The organism is Streptomyces sp. NBC_00390 (assembly GCF_036057275.1).
In the GTDB taxonomy this organism is placed as follows: Bacteria; Actinomycetota; Actinomycetes; order Streptomycetales; family Streptomycetaceae; genus Streptomyces.
In genome coordinates this window covers 4184128-4208458 of the sequence record NZ_CP107945.1, presented here as the reverse complement: position 1 = coordinate 4208458, position 24331 = coordinate 4184128, and the positions used below count along the sequence as shown (strand labels likewise).

Annotated in this window: 21 protein-coding genes; 11 read left to right on the top strand and 10 right to left on the bottom strand. The window is 66.8% G+C overall.

Translation table 11 applies throughout. From position 1 onward, the window contains the following. Positions 1 to 96 precede the first annotated feature (96 nt). From OHS70_RS18295 to OHS70_RS18285, 3 genes are all read left to right on the top strand, one after another. Complete coding sequence (locus tag OHS70_RS18295) at positions 97 to 813, top strand: PadR family transcriptional regulator (protein WP_328398826.1); 717 nt, start codon at positions 97 to 99, stop codon at positions 811 to 813. 59 nt (positions 814 to 872) lie between these two features. Further along, positions 873 to 1955, top strand: a complete 1083-nt coding sequence (locus OHS70_RS18290; RefSeq protein WP_328398824.1) for an inositol-3-phosphate synthase — start codon at positions 873 to 875, stop codon at positions 1953 to 1955. An 83-nt stretch (positions 1956 to 2038) separates the two neighbouring features. Next, positions 2039 to 3289, top strand: coding sequence for an MFS transporter (locus OHS70_RS18285; RefSeq protein ID WP_328398822.1), 1251 nt, complete (start codon positions 2039 to 2041; stop codon positions 3287 to 3289). A 116-nt stretch (positions 3290 to 3405) separates the two neighbouring features. On the opposite strand, the gene OHS70_RS18280 is transcribed toward OHS70_RS18285, so the two are convergent. Then, positions 3406 to 4872, bottom strand: coding sequence for a CCA tRNA nucleotidyltransferase (locus tag OHS70_RS18280; RefSeq protein ID WP_328398820.1), 1467 nt, complete (start codon positions 4870 to 4872; stop codon positions 3406 to 3408). A 180-nt stretch (positions 4873 to 5052) separates the two neighbouring features. Here OHS70_RS18280 and OHS70_RS18275 point away from each other — a divergent pair, with 180 nt between their 5' ends. From OHS70_RS18275 to trxA, 7 genes are all read left to right on the top strand, one after another. Then, complete coding sequence (locus OHS70_RS18275; protein ID WP_328398818.1) at positions 5053 to 7380, top strand: DUF6049 family protein; 2328 nt, start codon at positions 5053 to 5055, stop codon at positions 7378 to 7380. A gap of 45 nt (positions 7381 to 7425) precedes the next feature. Beyond that, positions 7426 to 9573 carry a murein biosynthesis integral membrane protein MurJ gene (murJ, locus tag OHS70_RS18270; protein ID WP_328398816.1) on the top strand — a complete coding sequence of 716 codons (2148 nt, stop codon included), beginning with the start codon at positions 7426 to 7428 and terminating at the stop codon, positions 9571 to 9573. A 117-nt stretch (positions 9574 to 9690) separates the two neighbouring features. Beyond that, on the top strand, positions 9691 to 11397 hold the full coding sequence (locus tag OHS70_RS18265) for a protein kinase family protein (protein WP_328398814.1): 1707 nt from the start codon (positions 9691 to 9693) through the stop codon (positions 11395 to 11397). 24 nt (positions 11398 to 11421) lie between these two features. Continuing rightward, positions 11422 to 12126, top strand: a complete 705-nt coding sequence (sigM, locus tag OHS70_RS18260; RefSeq protein ID WP_328398812.1) for an RNA polymerase sigma factor SigM — start codon at positions 11422 to 11424, stop codon at positions 12124 to 12126. Between the two features lie 449 nt (positions 12127 to 12575). Further along, a complete protein-coding gene (locus OHS70_RS18255) occupies positions 12576 to 13025 on the top strand; it encodes a hypothetical protein (RefSeq protein WP_328398810.1) in 450 nt (149 codons plus the stop codon). Between the two features lie 124 nt (positions 13026 to 13149). Next, entirely contained in the window at positions 13150 to 14124 is a 975-nt protein-coding gene (trxB, locus tag OHS70_RS18250; protein WP_328398808.1) for a thioredoxin-disulfide reductase, read from the top strand. A gap of 47 nt (positions 14125 to 14171) precedes the next feature. Further along, complete coding sequence (gene trxA, locus OHS70_RS18245; RefSeq protein WP_328398806.1) at positions 14172 to 14504, top strand: thioredoxin; 333 nt, start codon at positions 14172 to 14174, stop codon at positions 14502 to 14504. Between the two features lie 91 nt (positions 14505 to 14595). Here the strand turns inward: trxA and OHS70_RS18240 are convergent, their stop codons facing one another. The 9 genes from OHS70_RS18240 to rpmH form a co-directional block, all read right to left on the bottom strand. Continuing rightward, positions 14596 to 15213: a GNAT family N-acetyltransferase gene (locus OHS70_RS18240; RefSeq protein ID WP_328398804.1), complete on the bottom strand. Its 618-nt coding sequence runs from the start codon at positions 15211 to 15213 to the stop codon at positions 14596 to 14598. Between the two features lie 309 nt (positions 15214 to 15522). Continuing rightward, entirely contained in the window at positions 15523 to 16611 is a 1089-nt protein-coding gene (locus OHS70_RS18235; RefSeq protein ID WP_328398802.1) for a ParB/RepB/Spo0J family partition protein, read from the bottom strand. Then, the gene (locus tag OHS70_RS18230) at positions 16608 to 17687 is read right to left on the bottom strand and encodes a ParA family protein (RefSeq protein WP_328405720.1); all 1080 of its coding nucleotides are present in this window, start codon (positions 17685 to 17687) and stop codon (positions 16608 to 16610) included. Before OHS70_RS18230 ends, OHS70_RS18235 begins: the two co-directional genes overlap by 4 nt. A 233-nt stretch (positions 17688 to 17920) precedes the next feature. Then, positions 17921 to 18637: a 16S rRNA (guanine(527)-N(7))-methyltransferase RsmG gene (rsmG, locus tag OHS70_RS18225; protein ID WP_328398800.1), complete on the bottom strand. Its 717-nt coding sequence runs from the start codon at positions 18635 to 18637 to the stop codon at positions 17921 to 17923. 115 nt (positions 18638 to 18752) lie between these two features. After that, a complete protein-coding gene (locus tag OHS70_RS18220) occupies positions 18753 to 19265 on the bottom strand; it encodes a Jag family protein (protein ID WP_328398798.1) in 513 nt (170 codons plus the stop codon). Positions 19266 to 19279: 14 nt separating this feature from the next. After that, positions 19280 to 20527, bottom strand: a complete 1248-nt coding sequence (gene yidC, locus OHS70_RS18215; protein ID WP_328398796.1) for a membrane protein insertase YidC — start codon at positions 20525 to 20527, stop codon at positions 19280 to 19282. Between the two features lie 3 nt (positions 20528 to 20530). Next, positions 20531 to 20890: a membrane protein insertion efficiency factor YidD gene (gene yidD, locus OHS70_RS18210; RefSeq protein WP_328398794.1), complete on the bottom strand. Its 360-nt coding sequence runs from the start codon at positions 20888 to 20890 to the stop codon at positions 20531 to 20533. Then, positions 20887 to 21258, bottom strand: coding sequence for a ribonuclease P protein component (gene rnpA / locus OHS70_RS18205; protein WP_328398792.1), 372 nt, complete (start codon positions 21256 to 21258; stop codon positions 20887 to 20889). The genes yidD and rnpA overlap by 4 nt, the downstream gene beginning before the upstream one ends. Before the next feature lie 18 nt (positions 21259 to 21276). Then, a complete protein-coding gene (gene rpmH, locus OHS70_RS18200; RefSeq protein WP_018846094.1) occupies positions 21277 to 21414 on the bottom strand; it encodes a 50S ribosomal protein L34 in 138 nt (45 codons plus the stop codon). A 358-nt stretch (positions 21415 to 21772) separates the two neighbouring features. On the opposite strand from rpmH, the gene dnaA reads away from it, so the two are divergent. After that, entirely contained in the window at positions 21773 to 23521 is a 1749-nt protein-coding gene (gene dnaA / locus OHS70_RS18195; protein ID WP_328398790.1) for a chromosomal replication initiator protein DnaA, read from the top strand. Positions 23522 to 24331: the final 810 nt, after the last annotated feature.

The window sequence follows — 24331 nt, the reverse complement described above, 5'->3', positions numbered from 1 at the left end:
TGGGTTACATCGCTCTATCGTGCTGATGTATCGACTCGATACATCAGCACGACACATCAGAGCGACATACATGACCGGCCCGGCGAGGAGGCGACGATGAGCAGGCGCTCCGGCATCCTCGAGTTCGCCGTGCTCGGTCTGCTCCGTGAAGCCCCCATGCACGGATATGAGCTGCGTAAACGGCTCAACACCTCGCTGGGGATCTTCCGGGCCTTCAGCTACGGGACCCTCTACCCATGCCTCAAGACGCTGGTCAGCAACGGCTGGTTGATCGAGGAACCGGGAAGTGCTCCGGAGGATGCCCTCGCCGCTTCACTTGCGGGGCGACGCGCCAAAATTGTCTACCGGTTGACGGCGGAAGGTAAGGAGCACTTCGAAGAGCTGCTCTCGCAGACCGGCCCCGACACCTGGGAGGACGAGCATTTCGCAGCCCGTTTCGCCTTCTTCGGGCAGACGGAGCGTGACGTGCGGATGCGCGTGCTCGAAGGCCGGCGCAGTCGGCTGGAGGAGCGCCTGGAGAAGATGCGCGCCTCTTTGGCCCGGACTCGCGAGCGCCTCGACGACTACACGCTTGAGCTGCAGCGACACGGCATGGAGTCCGTGGAGCGCGAAGTGCGCTGGCTGAACGAGCTCATCGAGAGCGAGCGGGCGGGGCGGGATCAGAGACGACCCTCCCCCGAGAGCGCCGCTCAGCAGGACAACACATCTGGAGAGACGGGCGGCCTGCCCCGGCACACGGGTGCCGCGTCTTCCGGAGGGACACCTCCGGAAGGCCCCACCCCGCCGGATCCGTCCGAGGACACCGCCAAGTGAGACCTTGCGCACCGCAGGGTCTCATCCGGAAAACCGAGATCACACAGGGAGCAACCGGAATGGGTTCGGTTCGCGTAGCCATCGTCGGCGTGGGCAACTGCGCCGCCTCGCTGGTGCAGGGCGTCGAGTACTACAAGGACGCCGACCCGGCCGGCAAGGTGCCGGGTCTGATGCACGTGCAGTTCGGCGATTACCACGTCGGTGACGTGGAGTTCGTGGCCGCCTTCGACGTGGACGCCAAGAAGGTCGGCCTCGACCTGGCGGACGCCATCGGCGCCAGCGAGAACAACACCATCAAGATCTGCGACGTGCCGAACACCGGCGTCACCGTGCAGCGCGGCCACACCCTCGACGGCCTGGGCAAGTACTACCGCCAGACCATCGAGGAGTCCACCGAGACGCCGGTCGACATCGTCCAGACCCTCAAGGACAAGCAGGTCGACGTCCTGGTCTGCTACCTGCCCGTCGGTTCCGAGGACGCTGCGAAGTTCTACGCGCAGTGCGCCATCGACGCCAAGGTCGCGTTCGTCAACGCTCTCCCGGTCTTCATCGCCGGCACCAAGGAGTGGGCGGACAAGTTCACCGAGGCCGGTGTCCCGATCGTCGGCGACGACATCAAGTCGCAGGTCGGCGCCACCATCACGCACCGCGTGATGGCGAAGCTGTTCGAGGACCGCGGTGTCCGTCTTGAGCGCACCATGCAGCTCAACGTCGGCGGCAACATGGACTTCAAGAACATGCTGGAGCGCGACCGCCTCGAGTCCAAGAAGATCTCGAAGACGCAGGCCGTCACCTCGCAGATCCCCGACCGTGAGCTGGGCGAGAAGAACGTCCACATCGGTCCGTCGGACTACGTGGCCTGGCTGGACGACCGCAAGTGGGCGTATGTGCGCCTCGAGGGCCGTGCCTTCGGTGACGTCCCGCTGAACCTGGAGTACAAGCTCGAGGTCTGGGACTCCCCGAACTCCGCCGGTGTCATCATCGACGCCCTGCGTGCCGCGAAGATCGCCAAGGACCGGGGTATCGGTGGCCCGATCCTCTCCGCGTCCTCGTACTTCATGAAGTCCCCGCCGGTTCAGTACTTCGACGACGAGGCTTTCGCCAACGTCGAGAAGTTCATCAAGGGCGAGGTCGAGCGCTAAGCGTCCGGCTGCGTCGAGCACACACGCGGAGGGTCCCCGGGTAATCCACCCGGGGACCCTCCGCGTGTGTGACCCTTGCTCGCATGCCTGTCGTACGTGATCTGCGCGTACTCCTGCGCCTGACCGACTTCCGTCGGCTGCTGACAGTCCGGCTGCTGTCCCAGGCGGCCGACGGTGTCTATCAGGTGGCGCTCGCCACGTACGTGGTCTTCTCTCCGGAGAAGGAGACGTCGGCGGCCGCGATCGCCTCCGCCATGGCCGTGCTGCTCCTGCCGTACTCGGTGATCGGCCCCTTCGCCGGCGTTCTGCTCGACCGCTGGCAACGCCGCCAGGTATTCCTTTACGGCAACTTGCTGCGGGCCCTGCTCGCGTGCTGCACGGCGCTCCTGATCCTCGCCTCCGTACCCGACTGGCTCCTCTATGTCTCCGCGCTGTCCGTCACCGGGGTCAACCGCTTCGTACTGGCCGGTCTCTCTGCGGCCCTGCCACGAGTGGTCGACCCCGAACGACTGGTCGTGGCCAACTCCCTCTCCCCGACAGCCGGGACGCTCGCCGCGACCGCAGGCGGCGGGCTCGCCTTTGTGGTGCGCCTTGTGGCTGCGGACTCCGATGCGGCGGTCATGCTGGTCGGCGCCGCGCTCTATCTCTGTGCCGCACTTGCCTCACTGCGCATGGGAAAGAGCCTGCTCGGACCCGACCCGGAGCTCGTTCAGCCCCGGCTCGGAGCTGCCATCGCCTCCACAGCGCGTGGCCTGGTGAGCGGCCTTCGGCATCTGACAGAGCGCCTGCCCGCGGCTCATGCGCTGATCGCGATGACACTGCTGCGTTTCTGCTACGGCGCGCTGACCGTGATGGTTCTCATGCTCTGCCGCTACTCCTGGTCCGGCACCGAGTCGAAGGGTCTGGCCCTGCTCGGTCTCGCCGTTGCCGTCTCGGGTGCAGGCTTCTTCGCAGCGGCTGTGGTGTCCCCATGGGCGATCGAGCGGCTCGGCCGGTTCGGCTGGATGCTCACCTGTGCGGCATCCGCGGCGGTTCTCGTACCGGCACTGGGGCTGCCCTTCGCCCCGACGCCCATGCTGGTCGCGGCGTTCGTGCTGGGACTCGTCACTCAGGGCTCCAAGATCGCCACAGACACCGTGGTGCAGACGTCCGTGGACGACGCCTTCCGAGGGCGGATCTTCTCCCTCTACGACGTTCTGTTCAATGTCGCCTTCGTGGGCGCAGCGGCCATTGCCGCTCTGATGCTGCCGCCAGACGGGCAGTCGGTCCCCCTGGTTGTCGTGGTCGCGCTGATCTATGCGGCAATCGCTACCGCTCTCGCACGTTGGCGCTGACCCAGGGAAACACCGAGGGTGATGTTTCACGTGAAACATCACCCTCGACACACCGCCTCAGTTCATCCCGATGGATCCGATGCGATGTTTCACGTGAAACATCGCATCGCCTCCCATCAGTCCTGGGCGGCCCACCACTCCTTCAGCGCCGCAACGGCTGCGTCATGCTCCATCGGGCCGTTCTCCAGGCGCAGCTCCAGCAGGTAGGCATAGGCCTTGCCGACCGTGGGGCCGGGGCCGATGCCGAGAATCTCCTGGATCTGGTTGCCGTTCAGGTCGGGCCTGATGGCATCCAGCTCCTCCTGCTCCTGGAGCTGCGCGATGCGCAGCTCCAGCCCGTCATACGCCCGCGCGAGCGCACCCGCCTTCCGCTTGTTCCGCGTGGTGCAGTCCGACCGGGTCAGCTTGTGCAGTCGGGTCAGCAACGGCCCGGCGTCGCGGACGTACCGCCGCACCGCGGAGTCCGTCCATTCCCCTGTCCCATAGCCATGGAAGCGCAGATGCAGCTCCACGAGCCGTGAGACGTCCTTGACCATCTCGTTGGAGTACTTGAGTGCGGCCAACCGCTTCTTGGTCATCTTCGCGCCCACCACTTCGTGGTGATGGAAGGAGACCCTGCCGTCCTTCTCGAAACGTCGTGTCCGGGGCTTGCCGATGTCATGGAGCAGTGCCGCCAGCCTCAGCACCAGATCCGGCCCGTCGTCCTCCAGGTCGATGGCCTGGTCAAGCACCGTCAGTGAGTGCTCGTAGACGTCCTTGTGCCGGTGGTGCTCATCACTCTCCAGTCGCAGAGCCGGCAGCTCTGGGAGCACATGGTCAGCGAGGCCGGTGTCCACAAGCAGCCCCAGACCCTTACGGGGGTTTGCCGAGAGCAGCAGCTTGTTGAGCTCGTCACGTACCCGTTCGGCGGAGACGATCTCTATGCGCTCCGCCATCGCCTTCATAGCGGCAACCACCTCGGGCGCCACCTCGAAGTCGAGCTGCGCGGCAAATCTGGCCGCTCGCATCATGCGCAGCGGGTCGTCGGAGAAGGACTCCTCGGGCGTGCCGGGAGTCCGCAGCACACGCGCAGCAAGATCGTCCAAGCCGTTGTGCGGATCGATGAACTCCTTCTCCGGCAGCGCCACGGCCATGGCATTGACCGTGAAGTCGCGCCGTACCAGGTCCTCTTCGATCGAGTCACCGTAGGAGACCTCGGGCTTGCGCGAGGTTCGGTCGTACGCCTCCGAGCGGTACGTCGTCACCTCGATCTCAAAGCGCTGCACAGCATCCCCGACAAGGCCGTCCTTCTGTGCCCCGACCGTGCCGAAAGCGATGCCGACGTCCCACACCGAATCCGCCCAGGGACGGATGATCTTCAGGACATCTTCGGGACGGGCGTCCGTCGTAAAATCGAGGTCGTTGCCGAGCCGCCCGAGCAACGCATCACGAACAGAGCCACCCACCAGGGCAAGGCTGAACCCGGCCTCCTGGAATCGGCGTGCAAGGTCGTCGGCGACAGGGGACACCCGCAGCAGTTCACTCACCGCGCGGTGCTGCACCTGGCTCAGTGCAGTGGGGTTGTCATCATTGGCGTTCGGCACAACAGAACAGGGTACGTGCCCGGGCCGACCGGAGCGTCCTCGTTTATGGCGGCCCTCACATCGCTTCCGATCTTGTGGGGCACACCACGGCACTTCGGCACAGCGCACCTCGTTACCATGCGTGGACGCAAGAACCAGAGAACGACCAGCGACAGCAATCGACGAGGGACGGGCGAGCACGTGTCCGAGGCGGCAGACTTCCAGGGGATGAGTACTTCTCCTGCGCGCCGGTGGCTGCGTCGCACAGCCTCCCTGATCATCGGCGCTCCGCTCCTGGCCGGGCTGCTCTGGGGGCCCGTCGCACCGACGGCGTATGCCGCCGAAGACGCCACCGGCTCCCGTACGGTCGATGTGTCTCTTGACACGCTTACGCCGACCGCGCCCGGGAAGAGCGACACGATCACCATCTCCGGCACCGTGGTCAACAACGGCAGGCAGCCCGTCACGGACGCCCACATCGATCTGGGCGTGGGACCCAAGCTGCTCGGCAGGACCGAGATCGACAGCGCGGCCGACCGGACCGGCTACCTCCCGGGAGTCGACGCTCCCGCGATCGACGACAGGTACTCGGTGAAGATCCCGAAGCTCGCTTCCGGGATCAGCCAGGACTTCACTCTCTCGGTCCCCGCCGACAAGCTCGACCTCGACGAGGACGGTGGCGTCTACCAGCTCGGCGTTTCCCTGACCGGTCGGACCGCGAGCGCGCAGTTCGACCAGGTGCTGGGCATCGAGCGCACCTTCCTGCCCTGGCAGCCGGAGGCCACGCAGGAGAAGACCCGCTTCACCTATCTCTGGCCGCTGATCTCCTCCACACACCTGACGGCGGAGACCGGTTCGGACGAACAGCAGACGCCCGTTTTCGAGGACGAGACCCTGGCCGCGGAGCTCGCTCCCGGCGGCCGGCTCGAGCAGATGGTTGCCCTTGGCCGCGATCTGCCCGTCACCTGGGTCATCGACCCCGACCTCCTGGCGACCGTCGACGCCATGACGCGGAATTACCGGGTCAAGAGCGGAAACACCACAGTCGCCGGCAGTAAAGAAAACCAGGCAGTGGCCAAGCGCTGGCTGAGCGCCCTCGAAGGTGCCGTGCAGGGTCGCAAGATCGTCGCCCTGCCGTTCGCCGACCCCGACCTCGCCTCACTCGCCCACCGCGGCAAGGGCGTGTCGGGCTCCCTCAGCCATCTGAAGCCCGCCACCGAGGTTGCCGAGACGACGGTGGAGACCGTGCTTCATGTGAAGCCGTCCATCGACTTCGCCTGGCCTGTGGAAGGCCAGATCGACTCGTCGATCGTCGACGTGGCCACCTCGGCCGGTGCGGACAAGGTCATCGCCCGTAGCGACAGCCTCCAGGACAACCTGCACTACACGCCGACCGCGGCCCGCCCGATCGGTGGGGGTACCACGGCGGTCGTCGCCGATTCGCGGCTCTCCACCGCCTTCCAGCGCGATATGACCGACGCCGGTCACTCGACCCTGGCGGTCCAGGAGTTTCTCGCCCAGACGCTGGCGCTGACCCACCAGCAGCCGAACAATCAGCGCAGCATCGTGGTCGCCCCTCAGCGCACGCCGACGACCACCCAGGCCCAGTCCATGGCCCGGGCGCTGCGGGCCCTCGACAGTCGGCGCTGGACGCAGCCGCTCGACCTCGAGGCCGCCGCGGACGCCAAGCCGGACGCCGACGCCAATACCCAGGTGCCCGGCTCCGCCCGCTACCCCGCCGCGCTGCGCAAGCAGGAACTGCCGGTGGAGACCTTCCAGGACATCAAGGCCACCCAGGACACCCTCGACAAGTTCAAGGTCATCCTCACTCTTGCCGACCGGGTGGAGACTCCCTTCGGCCGAGCGATCGACCGTGAACTGTCGGTGTCGTGGCGCGGCACGCCGGCACCGGCCCACGAGTACCGCCGGATCGTGCGGAACTATCTGCACAGCCTCACCGGCGAAGTGCGACTGATCGAGAAGTCGGATGTGACCCTGTCCGGGCGCAGCGCGACCATCCCGGTCACGGTGCAGAACAAGCTGGTCCAGGGAGTCGATCACCTGGTGCTGCGGCTGAGGTCGGAGAACCCCACACGCCTCAACCTCGACGGAGACAAGGGTGTCGCCGAGCAGCCGATCACGGTCGAGGGCGGCCACAGCCAGACGGTGAAGTTCCCGGCCGAGGCCAATGCCAACGGCCAGGTCCAGATGACCGCCCAGCTGTACACCGAGGACGGCAAGCCGTACGGCCGGCCGATGGCCTTCACCTTGAAGGTGTCCGAGATCACCCCGACCGTGATGCTCGTCCTCGCGGGCGGTGTCCTGCTTCTTGTCCTCGCCGGCGTCAGGATGTACACCCAGCGCAAGCGCGCAGCGGCGCGCGAAGCCGCTTCGGCGGCCGAAGAAGCCGTATCAAGCGCTGAAGGTGACATCGACCGTCCGGATCCCGGGCAGGCGAGTGACCTGACACCGGACACCCGACCGGAAAGCGGCGACCCGTCCGGCGCTGGTGAGAAAGTGGACCATTGAGCGATGTCGTGGCCGGTTGGCCGGGGACGATGAGGTGGGGTAGCGATGAACGCGCCGTACGACGGTGACCGTGGTCAGGGCGCGGGTGGGGGCCAGGTGCCGTCGCCGCAGCCCGCCCCGGATCCGTACACCCAGGACCCCTATGTCCAGGACGCCTACGCCCACGACCCCTTCCAGGCGCAGGATCTCGCCGCTCAGGATCCGATTGCCGAGGCGGTCTACGACCGCTCGGCGCACCCCCCGCCGCCTCCCGGCACCTTTCAGGAGCCGCAGCCGCTGTACCAGCAGCCGCCGGCGTCGCCCTACGCGCCCGACCCGCGGATCTGGGCACAGACTCCGCCCCCCGAGCCCGACGACGGCCCCTCACGCAGGCTGCCGTACGGCGACGACGCCAGAACCACCCAGTTCACGGGCGTGGACGATCTGGTCACCCAGGCCTCCGAGGAGAAGCCGGAACCCGATGCCTTCGCCCATCTCTTCCGCGACCAGCAGGCATCGGGCGCCCCGGCTCCCGAGCCCGAGCCGGCGCCTGCGCCTGCGCCGCCGGCGCCGAAGAAGCCGGCCGGACGTGCGTCCGGCCTGTTGAAATCCAGCGCGGTGATGGCAGCCGGCACCCTCGTGTCCCGCCTCACCGGTTTTGTACGGAGCCTGGTGATCACGGCGGCTCTCGGTGCCGCCCTCCTCGGTGACGTGTTCACCATCGCGTACACCCTGCCGACGATGATCTACATCCTGACCGTCGGCGGTGGTCTCAACTCGGTCTTCGTGCCACAGCTGGTTCGCGCCATGAAGAACGACGAGGACGGCGGCGAGGCATACGCCAACCGTCTGCTCACCCTCGTCATGGTGGCACTCGGCGTCATCGTGGCCGCCGCCGTGTTCGCGGCTCCATTCCTGATCCGGCTGATGTCGGACACGATTGCGAACGATCAGGCGGCCAACAGCGTCGCCGTCACGTTCGCACGCTACTGCCTGCCCACGATCTTCTTCATGGGCGTGCATGTCGTCATGGGGCAGATCCTCAATGCCCGTGGGAAGTTCGGCGCGATGATGTGGACCCCGGTCCTCAACAACATCGTCATGATCACCACGTTCGGTCTGTTCATCTGGGTGTACGGCACCGCCGCCGAGTCCCAGATGGGTGTTCAGACGATCCCGCCGGAGGGCGTCCGCCTGCTCGGCATCGGCACGCTGCTCGGCCTGGTCGTGCAGGCACTCGCGATGATCCCCTACCTGCGCGAGACCGGCTTCCGCTTCCGTCCGCGCTTCGACTGGAAGGGTCACGGCCTCGGCAAGACCGTGAAGCTGGCGAAGTGGACCGTCCTGTTCGTTCTCGCCAACCAGGCGGGAGTGCTCGTGGTCACCCAGCTGGCCACCGCGGCCGGCGCGGCGTCCGGCAGAGAGGGTGCGGGCTTCATCGCCTACGCCAACGCGCAGCTGATCTGGGGCATGCCGCAGGCGATCATCACTGTGTCGGTCATGGCCGCTCTGTTGCCGCGTATCTCGCGCGCCGCGCACGACAACGACCCGGGCGCCGTGCGTGACGACATCTCCCAGGGCCTGCGCAACTCGGCGGTCGCGATCGTCCCGGTCGCCTTTACCTTCCTCGCGCTGGGCGTCCCGATGTCCACGCTGCTGTTCGCCTCCAGCGGCCTCGAAGGCGCGAAGGGAATGGGCTTCATCCTCATGGCCTTCGGGCTCGGGCTCATCCCCTACTCGGTGCAGTACGTCGTGCTGCGCGGTTTCTACGCCTACGAGGACACCCGAACCCCCTTCTACAACACCGTGATTGTCGCCGGCGTCAATGCCGGCGCCTCAGCGGTGTGCTACGCGGTGCTGCCTGCCCGCTGGGCCGTCGTCGGCATGGCGGCCTCGTACGGCCTCGCCTACGCCGTCGGCGTAGGCATCGCCTGGCGACGCCTCAAGAACCGTCTGGGCGGCGATCTGGACGGCGCTCACGTCATGCGGACCTACGCGCGGCTGTCCATGGCCTCGGTGCCCGCGGCTGCCGTCGCCGGTGCGATCGCGTTCGGTGTGATGAAGGTGCTCGGCAGCGGCGCTGCCGGTTCACTGGCTGCGCTGGTCGTCGGTGGAATCGCACTGCTGGGCGTCTTCCTCTTCGCCGCGAAGCGGATGCGCATCGAAGAACTCAACGCCATGGTCGGTATGGTCCGCGGACGACTGGGACGCTGATCTGCGGGGTCCGCACAACCATCGTCGGACCCCGCGTGTCGTGCATAGCGTCGGACTGTGGGCACAATTGGCATGGCTGTTGGATATGGCGCAACGGATGGGGAGGCAGGAACGACGGTGGCGGAACGTAGCACGGCTGCCGTCGACGTGGCCGACAACAGCGGAGACGACCCGCTGACCGCGCAGGCGGGCAAGGCCACGACCGACGGGGCGGCGGAATCCCAGAACGCGGCGGAAAAGACCGCACCGGACCCGGATGCCGAGCGGCAGGATGGCGAACCCTCCATCTCGGCGCCCGAACTGCACAGTGGTCATAAGCTCGCCAGACGCTACCGCCTTGAGGAGTGCGTCACCCGTCTGGACGGTTTCAGCAGTTGGCGTGCAGTCGACGAGAAACTGCGGCGCGCTGTCGGCGTCCACATCCTCCCTGCCGACCACCCCCGGGCCCGTTCCGTCCTCGCGGCGGCGCGTTCTTCCGCGCTGCTCGGCGACCCCCGCTTCGTCCAGGTGCTGGACGCAGTCGAGGAGAACGACCTCGTCTATGTCGTGCACGAGTGGCTCCCGGACGCCGTCGAGCTCACCGCGTTGCTCGCCTCAGGGCCCTTTGAGCCGCACGACGCATACATGCTCGTCGACCAGATCTCCCAGGCCATGGCCGCGGCTCATCGTGAAGGGCTTGCCCACCTCCGGCTCACTCCCAGCGCGGTGCTGCGGACGTCGACCGGGCAGTACCGGATCCGGGGCCTGGCGGTGAACGCCGCCCTGCGCGGCATCTCCGCCGACCTGCCGCATCGCACGGACACCGAGGCGATCGGTGCTCTGCTGTACGCCGCGCTGACACAGCGCTGGCCGTACGAGAATGACGCGTACGGCCTGCCGGGCCTGCCCAAGGGCGTCGGTCTGATCGCCCCCGACCAGGTGCGAGCCGGCGTGCACCGCGGGCTCTCCGAGCTCGCCATGCGGGCTCTGGTCAACGACGGTGCCACAGCCTCCCGCCAGGAACCGGCGTGCACCACACCAGACGAGCTGGCCAAGGCCGTCGCCGCGATGCCGCGCATCCGCCCGCCGGAGCCGGCCTTCACCTCGCCGCCCGAGTACCAGCGCACCACCTATCAGCAGGGCACGTACGGCCGCCCTGCTGCGCGCCCGGGCGCGACCGTCACCCAGGCGATGCCGCCGGCTCCGCCGGCGCCTCTGGAGAGCCGCACCGGCAAGGCCCTGAAGTGGACCGTCGCCGCGCTGCTCATCGCCGCGCTGGGCCTCGGCAGCTGGCAGATCGCCGACAAGCTGATCGACCGCGACAAGGAAAAGGTCAAGCCGGGCGGCACGACCCAGACGAAGCCCGAAGAGAAGAATCCGGACGTGGAGTCGGGCAAACCGATCGCGATCGTCGGTGCTCACGACTTCGACCCGTTCGGCAGCGACGGCTCCGAGAACCCGGCAGCGATAAGGAACAGCTACGACGGCGATCCCACGACGTTCTGGAACACCAAGAGCTACTTCAGCGCGGACTTCGGTCGGCTGAAGTCCGGTGTCGGCATCGTCGTGGACCTCGGTAAGTCCCAGCAGGTCGGGTCAGTGGACGTCTCCTTCCTCGGCGGAAACACCTCGGTGGAGCTGCGGACGGCACCTGCGGATGCCGCAGCCGAGCCCACGACCCCCGACGGCTTCACCAAGGTCGCCGAGGGTACCGGCACGAATGTGTCCCTCAAGCCCGGGAAGCCGGTCGAGGCGCGGTACGTTCTGGTCTGGCTGACCAACCTGCCGCCGGCCGACGGCAGTGACTTCCGCGGCAAGATCTCGGAAATCAAGATCACCAGCTGACAGTACGCGGGAGGGGGCTCACCGTTGGACGACGCGACACTCGGCGACATCAGCGACCAGGACCTCCTGGAGCGGCATGTCGCGGGGGATCCGAATGCCTTCGGTGAGCTGGTACGGCGCCACCGGGACAGGCTCTGGGCCGTCGCTCTGCGGACCCTGGGAGATCGCGAGGAGGCCGCTGACGCGGTCCAGGACGCCCTTGTGTCGGCGTTCCGCGCCGCCCACACCTTCCGGGGGCAGTCTGCGGTCACCACGTGGCTGCACCGCATCACCGTGAACGCCTGCCTGGACCGGGCGCGCAAAGCAGCCTCACGCAAGACCTCGCCTGTCGACGACACGGAGCGCCTGGAACAGCTGCTGGAGCCTCACGAGTCTGCCGAGGCGCCGGCAGAGCGCCAGGACCTCCACCGCGAGCTCGTGGCGGCGCTGGCGACGCTCCCTGTGGACCAGCGCGCCGCTTTGGTGCTGGTGGATATGCAGGGCTATCCCGTGGCCGAGGCGGCACGTGTGCTCGATGTGCCGACGGGCACCATCAAGAGCCGGTGCGCGCGCGGTCGGGCGCGACTGCTGCCCTTGCTCACCCATCTTCGTCGTGACGGCGGGGGTAACCCCGAGGTCAGCAAGGGAAGGAACCGGACGCCGGGGACATCCGTCCCACCGGCGTCGGGGTCGAAAGAGACAGGGCCCAATGACCCTGCGGCAGTGAAGGGCGGAGGTGGGCGCGCGTGACATCCACGACCGATACGACTCGGCACCCGGACGTCTCGGAAATCTCCGACCTCACCGAAGGACTGCTGTCTCCCTCCCGTACTGCCGACGTGCAGGACCATCTGAACGACTGCCCCCTGTGCGCGGACGTGCGAGCTTCGCTCGAGGAAGTCCGTGGGCTGCTCGGCACGCTGCCCGGAGCCCAAGGGATGCCTGCCGATATCGCGGAGCGGATCGATGCCGCTCTGGCCGCCGAGGCACTCCTGGACGCAACCGCTCCAGACGACAGCGGGCATGTTTCACGTGAAACAGAGTCGTCGACTCGTTCAGCCGAGCCTGCACCGGCCGGTCGGCCTGCCGGGCACTCCCATGCGGCCACTGGCCCCGGCCGCCGGAGCCGTCGGACACGACGCCGCCGCACCGTGGTCCTCGGAGCTGTCTTCAGCGCCGCCGCAGTAGGTGTGAGCGTCATGTTCTTGCAGTCCACTCATGACTCCTCGGAGAGTGCGTCGGAGACCGCACGGAAGGCCAGCGTCAGCGCCGGGGCCGGCGACGGGCAGGTCTTCACCGGCGCGGCACTCGAGCGGCGCGTGGAGGCGCTGCTCACGGCCGGCCCGGCACAGGCCGAGCCACGGATGGAGAGGGGGCCCTCGGAGGATCTGGGCGCGTCCACGGTGACTCCCAAGGCCACTGCGATCACGAGGGCTCCCGCGTGCATCCAGCAGGGCACCGGACGCTCTGATGCCCCCATCGCCGTTGAGCGAGGCATATTCGAAGGCGTCAGGGCCTACCTCGTGGTGATGCCGCACTCCACCGACAGCTCCCGGGTCCAGGCTTATGTCGTCGACGCCGCCTGTGTCGATGCCCAGCGGGCATCCGCAGGAAAGCTTCTGCTGACGCAGACCTACCCTCGCCACTGATATATCGCCTGTGCCGCTCTGACACCTCGGGAATGCAAGCCCCGTAGGATCCGTTGGGTGGGGTGAGAGTCCTTGAACCGGCCCCGTAGGCAGTAGGCAGTCTGCAGAGACGAGGAAATAACCCGTGAGCGACGTCCGTAACGTGATCATCATCGGCTCCGGGCCCGCGGGCTACACAGCCGCCCTCTACACGGCGCGCGCATCGTTGCAGCCGCTGGTGTTCGAGGGAGCAGTGACCGCCGGTGGCGCGCTGATGAACACGACCGAGGTGGAGAACTTCCCCGGCTTCCGCGACGGCATCATGGGTCCCGATCTGATGGACAACATGCGTGCCCAGGCGGAGCGCTTCGGTGCCGAGCTCGTCCCGGACGATGTCGTGTCCGTCGACCTCGCCGGCGAGACCAAGACCGTGACCGACACCGCCGGTACCGTCCACCGCGCGAAGGCCGTCATCATCACCACCGGTTCCCAGCACCGAAAGCTGGGCCTGCCGAACGAGGACGCACTCTCCGGACGCGGCGTCTCCTGGTGTGCCACCTGTGACGGGTTCTTCTTCAAGGACCAGGACATCGCCGTCATCGGTGGTGGTGACACGGCGATGGAGGAGGCCACCTTCCTCTCGCGCTTCGCCAAGTCGGTCACCATCGTCCACCGCCGTGACACGCTGCGCGCCTCAAAGGCCATGCAGGACCGCGCCTTCGCCGATCCCAAGATCTCCTTCGCCTGGAACAGCGAAGTCGCCGAGATTCATGGCGAGCAGAAGCTCTCCGGCCTCACCCTTCGTAACACCAGGACCAGCGAGACCTCCGAACTCGCGGTGACGGGGCTGTTCATCGCTGTGGGCCACGACCCCCGGACCGAGCTGTTCAAGGGCCAGCTCGAGCTGGACGACGAGGGCTACCTGAAGGTCGATGCGCCGTCCACGCGCACCAACCTGACGGGTGTCTTCGGCGCGGGCGATGTCGTCGACCACACCTACCGCCAGGCCATCACCGCAGCCGGCACCGGCTGCTCCGCCGCACTGGACGCTGAGCGCTTCCTCTCCGCGCTCTCGGACAGCGAGAAGGCCGCGGAGCCCGAGAAGACCCCCGTGGTCTGACCCCCAGCACCCCACCCCACACACCCCGCAGAGCTAAGGAGGTCGCCGTGGCCGGCGCCCTGAAGAATGTGACTGACGACTCCTTCGAGGAGGACGTCCTCAAGAGCGACAAGCCCGTGCTGGTGGACTTCTGGGCCGCCTGGTGCGGTCCGTGCCGCCAGATCGCGCCCTCCCTCGAAGCAATCGCGGCTGAGCACGGCGACAAGATCGAGATCGTAAAGCTCAACATCGACGAGAACCCGGCCACCGCCGCCAAGTACGGCGTCATGTCCATCCCGACGCTGAACGTGTACCAGAACGGAGAGGTCGCGAAGACCATCGTCGGTGCCAAGCCGAAGGCAGCGATCGTCCGCGACCTCGAAACCTTCCTCGGCGAGTAACCGCGGAGTCGTTGTTTCACGTGAAACAACGACGGGCGAGACACGAATGGGCTCATCCCCCCGAGGGATGAGCCCATTCTCGCGTTCGCCGTCACAACGGCCGCAGCACCGGCTCCTTCTGTACGGCACCCAGCAGCCGGTCGAGCGCAAGCTCCACGTCTTCCTTCCACGAGAGCGTGGTTCTCAGCTCCAGCCTCAGTCGGGGATATGTGGGGTGAGGACGGACGGTCTTGAAGCCCACGGCGAGCAGATGGTCGGCAGGAAGCACGCACGCGGGCTCCTTCCAGCGAGCGTCACCGAATGCCTCGATCGCTCTGAACCCGCGCCGTATCAGATCCTTGGCAACGGTCTGCACGATTACACGACCCAGCCCTTGGCCCTGATAGCCGGGCATGATCCAGGCCGTCATCAGCTGTACCGCGTCCGCCGAAACGGGGCTCGTGGGGAACGCGGTGGAACGCGGCACATACGCCGGTGGCGCGTAGAGCACGAACCCGACCGGCACCTCGTCGACGTAGACGACCCGCCCGCAGGAGCCCCACTCCAAAAGCACGGCGGAGATCCAGGCCTCTTTCTCGAGGTCTGCAGTGCCGGCCTTTACCGCGGCTTCTCCGCTGACTGGATCAAGCTCCCAGAAGACACACGCCCGACAGCGCTTGGGAAGGTCCGAAAGGTTGTCCAGCGTGAGCGGTGCGAACCGACGCCCCATGAGGGCTCTACCTCGCTTCCTTCGTCTGCCGCGCTGCGAGCAGCCGCCAGCGCGCTTCGCTCCCGAAGCAGGCTGCTGACGAATCCGCCTACCGCCCCAAGTCCCAGACCAACAGTCACCAGTCGGCCGCGGCTCACCGATCGCATGGCCCTCGCTCTCCCTCTGAGGTGGCTCAAGGTGGATGCGCCATACCAGAACGCATCGTATCCACACGAGCCCGGCAGGGGTACCGCACGACGGCAAAGGGCGGGTTGTGTTCCGCTGAATGTGGAACACAACCCGCCCCGGCGGTATCGATCTTCTGGAGGCTCAGTGCTCGTCGCCCTCTGCAGGCTCCTCGCCGAGCCCCTTCTCCAGGACCCGCCCCTCGCCAGGGGCCAGCGTGCCCAGGATCCGCTCGAGATCGTCTATGGACGCGAACTCGACGACGATCTTGCCCTTCTTCTGACCGAGGTCGACCTTCACGCGTGTCTCGAAGCGGTCCGAGAGCCGCGAAGCCAGATCGCTCAGGGCAGGCGAAAGTCGGGCACCTGCGCGGGGGCCCTTCGCCTTGGGGGCACTCTTGGGGTTCGAGTTGATCAGCGTGACGATCTCCTCGACCGCTCGAACCGACAGCCCCTCGGCCACGATCCGATGTGCGAGCCGGTCCTGCTCCTCGGAGTCGTCCACGGCAAGCAGCGCACGTGCATGCCCCGCAGAGAGCACTCCGGCCGCGACCCGGCGCTGGACCGGCGGCGAAAGCCGCAGTAGCCGCAGTGTGTTGGACACCTGCGGGCGCGAGCGCCCGATGCGGTCGGCCAGCTGGTCGTGGGTGCAGTTGAAGTCCTTCAGAAGCTGATCGTAGGCGGCAGCCTCCTCCAGCGGGTTCAGCTGCGCGCGGTGCAGGTTCTCCAGCAGCGCATCGAGAAGGAGCTTCTCGTCGTCGGTGTGCCGGACAATCGCGGGGATCCGGTCAAGGCCGGCTTCGCGGCAGGCCCGCCAGCGACGCTCACCCATGATGAGCTCATAGCGGTCCGGGCCCAACGGACGCACGACGACCGGCTGGAGGAGCCCTACTTCCTTGATGGAAGTGATCAGCTCTGCCAAGGCATCCTCGTCGAACACCTCACGCGGCTGACGTGGGTTGGGCGTGATCGCATCCAGCGACACCTCGGCGAAGTGCGCACTGGCCGACTCGGCCAGCACTGCTGACTCCGGCTCCGCCTGCGAGCTGGCTTCGGGCGCCACCGACGCCGCGGGCAGCGTGGTGACCTTCGCGGCCGCCACACCCCGCTCAGCGGTCAGCACCGAGGCTGCTCCCGGCGCGCTCGCTGTACCGGCCGACGGCACCTGCTCCTGCGGAGCGGCCGGGATCAGCGCACCGAGCCCACGCCCCAAACCTCTACGTCGCTCGCTCACTGGATCCCCTCCGACATGTTCTGCTGAGTGTTCTGGCTGCCCAGGTGGGCATGCAGCGGGTCGTAGTGGACTCCGACGCCGCGCAGCGCGATCTCACGTGCTGCTTCTAGGTACGAGAGGGAGCCGCTGGAACCCGGATCGTAGGTCAGCACCGTCTGCCCATAGCTCGGCGCCTCAGAAATGCGCACAGAACGCGGGATGCTCGTGCGCAGAACCTCCTCACCGAAGTGGCTGCGCACCTCGTCGGCCACCTGGGACGCGAGCCGGGTCCTGCCGTCATACATGGTGAGCAGGATCGTCGACACGTGCAGGGCGGGATTGAGGTGTCCACGTACCAGATCGACGTTGCGCAGCAGCTGGCCAAGCCCCTCGAGCGCGTAGTACTCGCACTGGATGGGGATGAGCACCTCGGCACCGGCGACCAGAGCGTTCACGGTCAGCAGGCCCAGCGACGGTGGGCAGTCGATGAGGATGTAGTCCAACGGCTGCTCGTATGCCTGGATCGCGCGCTGCAGTCGGCTCTCCCGCGCCACCAGCGACACCAGCTCGATCTCCGCACCGGCGAGATCGATGGTGGCCGGGGCGCAGAAGAGGCCTTCGACGTCCGGTACCGGTTGGACCACCTCGGCGAGCGGCCTGCTCTCCACCAGGACGTCATAGATCGAAGGGACCTCTGCATGGTGATCGATCCCCAGAGCCGTGGAGGCGTTGCCCTGCGGATCCAGGTCCACCACCAGCACACGCGCGCCATGCAGCGCGAGCGAGGCCGCAAGGTTGACCGTGGTGGTGGTCTTACCTACGCCGCCCTTCTGGTTGGCGACGACCATGACGCGTGTCTGCTCAGGTCGGGGCAGACCTTCACCGGCACGCCCCAGCGCCTCCACGGCCAGCTGTGCAGCACGGCCAATGGGGGTGTCGTCCAGCGGGGGAGGCGGTGTTTCACGTGAAACATCGTCCCCCGTCGACTCGGTACGGGGACCGGGGACCGGATCGGTCATCGGTCCCGCGATGTTGGCGTCGGACCGCAAGGATTCACTCTCCTCGACTTCAGGCTCGCAATGAGCAGAGCCTGCCATGCTTTCGGGGTCGTGAACCAGCGAGGCAGGTGGTTCTGTGGAGGAAACCACCTCTGTGGACAAATCCGTAACCCTCACGAGGGGCCTGCGCCCCTTCATCTGAGCGGCCGCACGGCCACGACTGATGATTCCCTGCAGCAGTGAGCGACGTTTCACGTGAAACACGATGCACGCGCCGCATGACTACGCCAGGACGACACTCCGAAATGCGTACGTATGGAAGCTTGTCTGGCTCAGCGGCGCCGTCGCGTACGGCTCGTCCGAGCGGCCTTGGCCCGCTTCGCCGCAAACCGAACGCCACCCGGGCTCTCCCCCACCTCCACCCGCACCACCGTGGACAGAGGATCCACGATTCCCTCGCCGACGTGGAGAACCGAGGTCTCCACCACACCCAGCTTGCCCAAAGCGGCTCGTGCCCCGTGGATCTCTTCCTCGGCGGTGTCGCCCTTGAGCGCGAGCATCTCGCCGTAGGGACGCAGCAGAGGAACACCCCAGCCGGCCAGCCGGTCCAAAGGAGCCACCGCGCGCGCTGTGACCACATGCACCGGGGGCAGCTTCCCGAGTACTTCCTCGGCACGGCCCCGCACCACGGTCACATGATCGAGGCCCAGCAGTTCGACGACCTCCTGAAGGAAGTTCGTCCGACGCAGCAGGGGCTCCAGCAACGTGATCTTCAGGTCAGGACGAACGAGCGCCAAAGGAATACCAGGGAGCCCGGCACCGGAGCCGACATCGCAGACGGTGACACCCTCGGGGACGACCTCGGACAGCACCGCACAGTTCAGCAGGTGCCGCTCCCACAGCCGAGGCACCTCACGCGGCCCGATCAGACCACGCTTGACCCCCGCGTCCGCGAGCAGCTCGGCGTACCGCACAGCCTCCGGAAAGAAGTCTCCGAATACCGTCCGCGCCACATCGGGCGCCTGGGGAAGCTCCACTGACTCCGTCACGGGAACCGTCCTTCCGTACCGCACTACCGCACATGTGGAGTGGGATGGCTGACTATCAGGCTGACAAAGTTCGGCCCCGCCTGCGAAACAGACGGGGCCGAGAGATCAATGAGGGTCAGGCCGGAAGCACGACGACGAAGCGCTGCGGCTCCTCGCCCTCGGACTCACTGCGCAGACCCGCGGCCGCGACCGCGTCATGGACGACCTTGCGCTCGAAGGGCGTCATCGGCTTCATCTTCACCGGCTGACCGGTGCTCTTCACCTCGTCGGCGGCTTTGGCGCCGAGTTCGGCCAGCTCTGTGCGCTTATTGGCCCGGAAGCCTGCGATGTCCAGCATCAGCCGGCTGCGGTCCCCGGTCTCCCGGTGGACGGCGAGCCGCGTCAGCTCCTGGAGGGCTTCCAGGACCTCTCCGTCGCGGCCGACGAGCTTCTGCAGGTCCCGGCTGGCCGTGTCACTGATGATCGAGACCGCAGCCCGGTCGGCCTCGACGTCCATGTCGATGTCACCGTCGAGGTCGGCAATGTCGAGCAGACCCTCGAGGTAGTCGGCCGCGATCTCCCCTTCCTGCTCCAGGCGGGTCAGGGTGTCGCCACCCTCGGTGGCGGCGGAGATGGTGCCTTCCGTCACGGAACGACTCCTTCTTACTTCTTCGACGACGGGTGCTTGGGGCGCTGCTGGCCCTTGCGCTGTGCGGACTTGGGCTGACGGCCAGAACCGGCGGGCTTGGCACCACCCGGCTTCGACTCGTCCTTCTGCAGCGAGGTCTTCGACGCGGAGTCGCCCTCGGAGCTCTTGGTTGTTCCCGGCTGGGCAGCGGTGGCCTGACGCTTCGACTTGGTCTGGCGCTTGGGCTGCTGGCGCTTCTGCCCGGCACCGCCCTCGGCGTCGAGGACGGCAGTCTCGCTCTTGGCGACCGTGCCGTCCGCCTGAGCGGCCAGGCCGGCCTTGGCCAGCCCGCTCATGAAGCGGCGCTCGTTGTCGTTGCGGTCCGCGCCCTTGGCGACGATGGCCTGGACGACAGTGCGCTTGCGACGCGACTTGACCTCACCGCTCGCGGTAACGCTCTTCAGAAGACGCTGCAGGTAGTGGTCCTGAGCCTTGCTGCCCGGCGTCGGGTTCTGGTTGATCACGTACATCTGCTGGCCCATGGTCCACACGTTGGTGGTCAGCCAGTAGACGAGAACACCGACAGGGAAGTTGATACCCATGACGGCGAAGATCACCGGGAAGATGTACATCAGCATCTTCTGCTGCTGCATGTACGGCGTCTTGACCGTGAGGTCGACGTTCTTCTGCATCAGCTGCCGCTGCGTGTAGAACTGCGACGCCGACATCAGGATGATCATGACCGCGGTGACGATGCGGACATCGAGAAGCGTGGCGTGAAGGGCCTCGACCTTCTCGGGGCTGTCCGTGAACTTGGCGGCGATCGGGGCACCGAAGATCTCGGCCTGCCGGGCGCTGTTGACCAAGGTCTGGTTCAGCACACCGACCGGGTCACCCGAGGCGATCTTGCTGAGCACGTGGTAGAGCGCGAAGAAGAACGGCGACTGCGCAAGGATCGGAAGGCACGAGGAGAGCGGGTTGGTCCCCGTCTCCTTGTACAGCTTCATCATCTCTTCGGACTGACGCTGCTTGTCGCTCTTGTAGCGCTCCTGGATCGCCTTCATCTTCGGCTGGAGCGCCTGCATGTTCCGGGTCGCCTTGATCTGCTTCACAAAGAGCGGGATCAGACAGATCCGGATGAGGACCACCAGCGACACGATGGACAGTCCCCAGGCCCAGCCCGTGTCCGGGCCGAACATCGCCCCGTAGATCTTGTGGAACTGGACGATGATCCACGAGACAGGTGTGGTGATAAAACTGAAGAGACTGGCAATCGTGTCCACTAATCAAGCTCCTTGAGCATTGGGCGAGGTCTCTGCGGCCGGGTTCGGGGCTTCAGGCACCGAGCCGGTCGTAAGCACATCAGCGGCGGAGTCCCCGCCCTTGCCGCCACGCAACGCATCGCGCAGCATCTCGTGCCACCGCGGACGTTGGCGCGGCGGCACATGATCGACTCCGCCCGGCGACCACGGATTGCACCGCAGGATGCGCCAAGCGGTGAGAGCCGTGCCCTTCACCGCGCCGTGCCGGTCGATGGCCGTGTACCCGTAGTGGGAACACGACGGGTAGTACCTGCAGACAGGTCCCAGCAGCGGGCTGATCGTCCACTGGTACAGCTTGATCAGAGCCAGCAACGGGTACTTCATCGCGCGCCCCCTCCCAGCAACCGCTGAAGAGCGGCGTCCAGGTCTCGGGCCAGCTGTGCATAATCGGCGTCGCCCGCACCGGGCAGCGCCCGTACGACCACCAGGCTACCGGGGGGCAGCTCGGACAGTCGTTCGCGTATGAGATGGCGCAGTCTCCGCTTGACCTTGTTGCGTACGACAGCACCCCCCACAGCTTTGCTCACGACGAAACCCGCACACGTCCGGGAAGCGCTCTCCCCAGGCGCGTGCGGGTCCGTTGCACCGCTGCGTAGATGGACGACGAGAAACGGGCGTCCGGCCCGGCGTCCTCTGCGTACCGCAGTCGCGAAGTCCTCGCGCCGCCTCAGCCGATGTTCGGTAGGCAGCACGTCATGACCTGTACGCGATCAGGCGGACAGGTTGGCGCGACCCTTGCTGCGACGGTTCGCCAGGATGGCGCGACCGGCACGGGTACGCATGCGCAGGCGGAAACCGTGGGTCTTCGCGCGACGACGGTTGTTCGGCTGGAAGGTGCGCTTGCTCACTCGGGGGCTCCAGAAATGATTCGTAGATGGCGGGACATCGCCTGGCTGTCACCGTGCGCCCACGAGTAGCTCGCGTTTACGCCCGAGTGCACCGCTTCACGATCACAGACCGTGATCTTTGCCCATCGGAGGCAGGCGGCAGCAGCCATCGACAACTCGACCTGGTTACGGTACGCGCGGCTACGCCATCCGGTCAAACCAGGCCCACGGGGACCCCCGCTGTGCACAGGCTGTGGACAACAACTTGAACCGCGCGGGTCGCCCTGACTACCGTGGCTGGACTCCGAATCTTTTTTCCTGTCTTCCTATCCCGTCCCGAGAAGCACACATTCGTGGGACCTGCGAGAGAGCGTGCCCTGTGGCTGACGTACCTGCCGATCTTGCCGCAGTGTGGCCACGCGTGCTGGAACACCTCCTCGCCGAGGGCCAGCAAGGCATCGAGCCCAAGGACAAACAGTGGATCGAGCGGTGCCAGCCGCTCGCCCTCGTGGCCGACACCGCGTTGCTCGCCGTCCCCAACGAATGGGGCAAGCGGGTCCTCGAAGGCAGACTGGCTCCGCTGATCAGCGACACCCTGAGCCGCGAGTGCGGCCGTCCCATCCGGATCGCGATCACTGTCGACGACTCCGCGGGCGAACCGCCCGCACCCCAGGCGCCTCCTGCCGGGCAGCAGGCGCCGCGCTACCCGGGCCCGCAGCACGACGAGCCGCGCCAGAGCGACCCGTACGACACCTATGGGCACCGGCCCCTGGACGACGACGGTCTGCCGTCCGTCCGTCCCTCGTATCCCGAGTACCAGCAGCGCCCGGAACCGGGCGGCTGGCCGCGCACCCAGGAGGATCTGTCCTGGCAGCAGCCGCGGCTCGGCGGCTTCCAGGAGCGCGACCCGTACGCCTCGCCGCGCCGGCCCCAGCACGACTACCGGTCGCCGCAGCCGCCCGAGCGCCAGCCGTACCAGTCGCGTCCGGAGCGACGCGATATGCCCGAGCCCCAGCCGCCCCACCGCGGCGGGCCCTCCGGCGCACCCGGCCCGCTGGGCGCCCAGCCCGCGCCGGCGCCCGGCCCGGGCGAACCGCACGCACGCCTCAACCCGAAGTACCTCTTCGACACATTCGTCATCGGTGCGTCGAACCGGTTCGCGCACGCGGCCGCCGTCGCCGTCGCCGAGGCACCGGCGAAGGCGTACAACCCCCTGTTCATCTATGGGGAGTCGGGACTCGGCAAGACCCACCTGCTGCATGCCATCGGGCACTACGCGCGCAGCCTCTACCCCGGCACCCGGGTGCGGTACGTGAGCTCCGAGGAGTTCACCAACGAGTTCATCAACTCCATCCGCGACGGCAAGGGCGACGCGTTCCGCAAGCGCTACCGGGATGTGGACATCCTCCTCGTCGACGACATCCAGTTCCTCGCGAGCAAGGAGTCGACGCAGGAGGAGTTCTTCCACACCTTCAACACCCTCCACAACGCCAACAAGCAGATCGTGCTGTCCTCGGACCGGCCGCCCAAGCAGCTGATGACGCTCGAGGACCGGCTGCGCAACCGCTTCGAGTGGGGTCTGACCACCGATGTGCAGCCGCCGGAGCTGGAGACGCGTATCGCGATCCTGCGCAAGAAGGCCGTCCAGGAGCAGCTCAACGCCCCGCCGGAGGTGCTGGAGTTCATCGCCTCCCGGATCTCGCGCAACATCCGCGAACTGGAGGGCGCGCTGATCCGGGTGACGGCGTTCGCCTCGCTCAACCGCCAGCCCGTGGATCTCGGTCTCACCGAGATCGTTCTGAAGGATCTGATCCCCGGAGGCGAGGACTCCGCCCCGGAGATCACAGCCGGCGCCATCATGGCCGCCACCGCCGACTACTTCGGGCTCACGGTCGAGGATCTGTGCGGATCCTCACGCAGCCGGGTGCTGGTGACAGCACGCCAGATCGCGATGTACCTGTGCCGGGAGCTCACGGATCTGTCGCTGCCGAAGATCGGCGCACAGTTCGGCGGCCGTGACCACACGACCGTGATGCACGCGGACCGCAAGATCCGCGCGCTGATGGCAGAGCGCCGGTCCATCTACAACCAGGTCACCGAGCTCACCAACCGGATCAAGAACGGCTGACCGAGCCGTCGGCGCAGAGCCGAAGAGTCTTCGAGGGCGCCCCGGGACCACCACGGGGCGCCCTTCGTCGTCCCGTGGGCCGACAGGTGCCGACCATCCCTGTTCGAATACGGAGCGGTCGGCAGCTGTTCTCCACAGATCTGGGGGCGGCCTTCCTTCCACAGCCTGGGGACCGTGGAGTTGTCCATACGGCATCCACAGGCAGGCCGTCACGGTGCCCGTCACGCCAGGTCAGCCGCTTGTGGATTTGTGGCCAACCGGACTCCACAGACTGTGGACACAGAAACCTTCCACAGGCCTTGATCCACGTTGTCCACCGGCGGCCCACAGGCGAGGCCGTGTTGCCCACAGCTTCTCCACACCGCTGTCCACTGTTCGGCAACGGAACACCCCCACTCACCGGGTCGAGTGAAAGGCGTCACACCAAGGTGCCTGATTGCCCTGTGGGGAACGTGGGTAAAGCTGGGGACAGCACTGGGGAGAAGTCCCACAGGGCTGTGCACCGGATGTGCAGAACTTTCGCGTGTCCACAGATGCACTGGGTTGTCCACCACTGCCACCCACAGGCGCAGTGGACAAAAAAGTGGACCTGACCTGCGCAAACGACGTTATCCACGGTTTCCACAGGCCCTACTACTACTCCCACTTAGAGTTACCGGGGAATTCGCTTCGAAGAGGGTCCTGTGCACAACTCGAGCCCGGAGCCTCACCCGCCTCTTGCCATGACTTGACCCCGACCCGCACCGAGTGTCGGTGCGGTGCGTCAGACTGGTCCCCGGCGACACAGCCGACGAAGAAGGCCAGCAAGGG

What these genes read in the sequence shown, in the direction of transcription:
- OHS70_RS18295 (WP_328398826.1), top strand. Translation starts at nt 97, where the DNA reads ATGAGCAGGCGCTCCGGCATCCTCGAGTTCGCCGTGCTCGGTCTGCTC.
- OHS70_RS18290 (WP_328398824.1), top strand. Translation starts at nt 873, where the DNA reads ATGGGTTCGGTTCGCGTAGCCATCGTCGGCGTGGGCAACTGCGCCGCC.
- OHS70_RS18285 (WP_328398822.1), top strand. Translation starts at nt 2,039, where the DNA reads ATGCCTGTCGTACGTGATCTGCGCGTACTCCTGCGCCTGACCGACTTC.
- murJ (WP_328398816.1), top strand. Translation starts at nt 7,426, where the DNA reads ATGAACGCGCCGTACGACGGTGACCGTGGTCAGGGCGCGGGTGGGGGC.
- OHS70_RS18255 (WP_328398810.1), top strand. Translation starts at nt 12,576, where the DNA reads ATGTTCTTGCAGTCCACTCATGACTCCTCGGAGAGTGCGTCGGAGACC.
- OHS70_RS18240 (WP_328398804.1), bottom strand. Translation starts at nt 15,213, where the DNA reads ATGGGGCGTCGGTTCGCACCGCTCACGCTGGACAACCTTTCGGACCTT.
- OHS70_RS18230 (WP_328405720.1), bottom strand. Translation starts at nt 17,687, where the DNA reads ATGGCAGGCTCTGCTCATTGCGAGCCTGAAGTCGAGGAGAGTGAATCC.
- yidD (WP_328398794.1), bottom strand. Translation starts at nt 20,890, where the DNA reads ATGAAGTACCCGTTGCTGGCTCTGATCAAGCTGTACCAGTGGACGATC.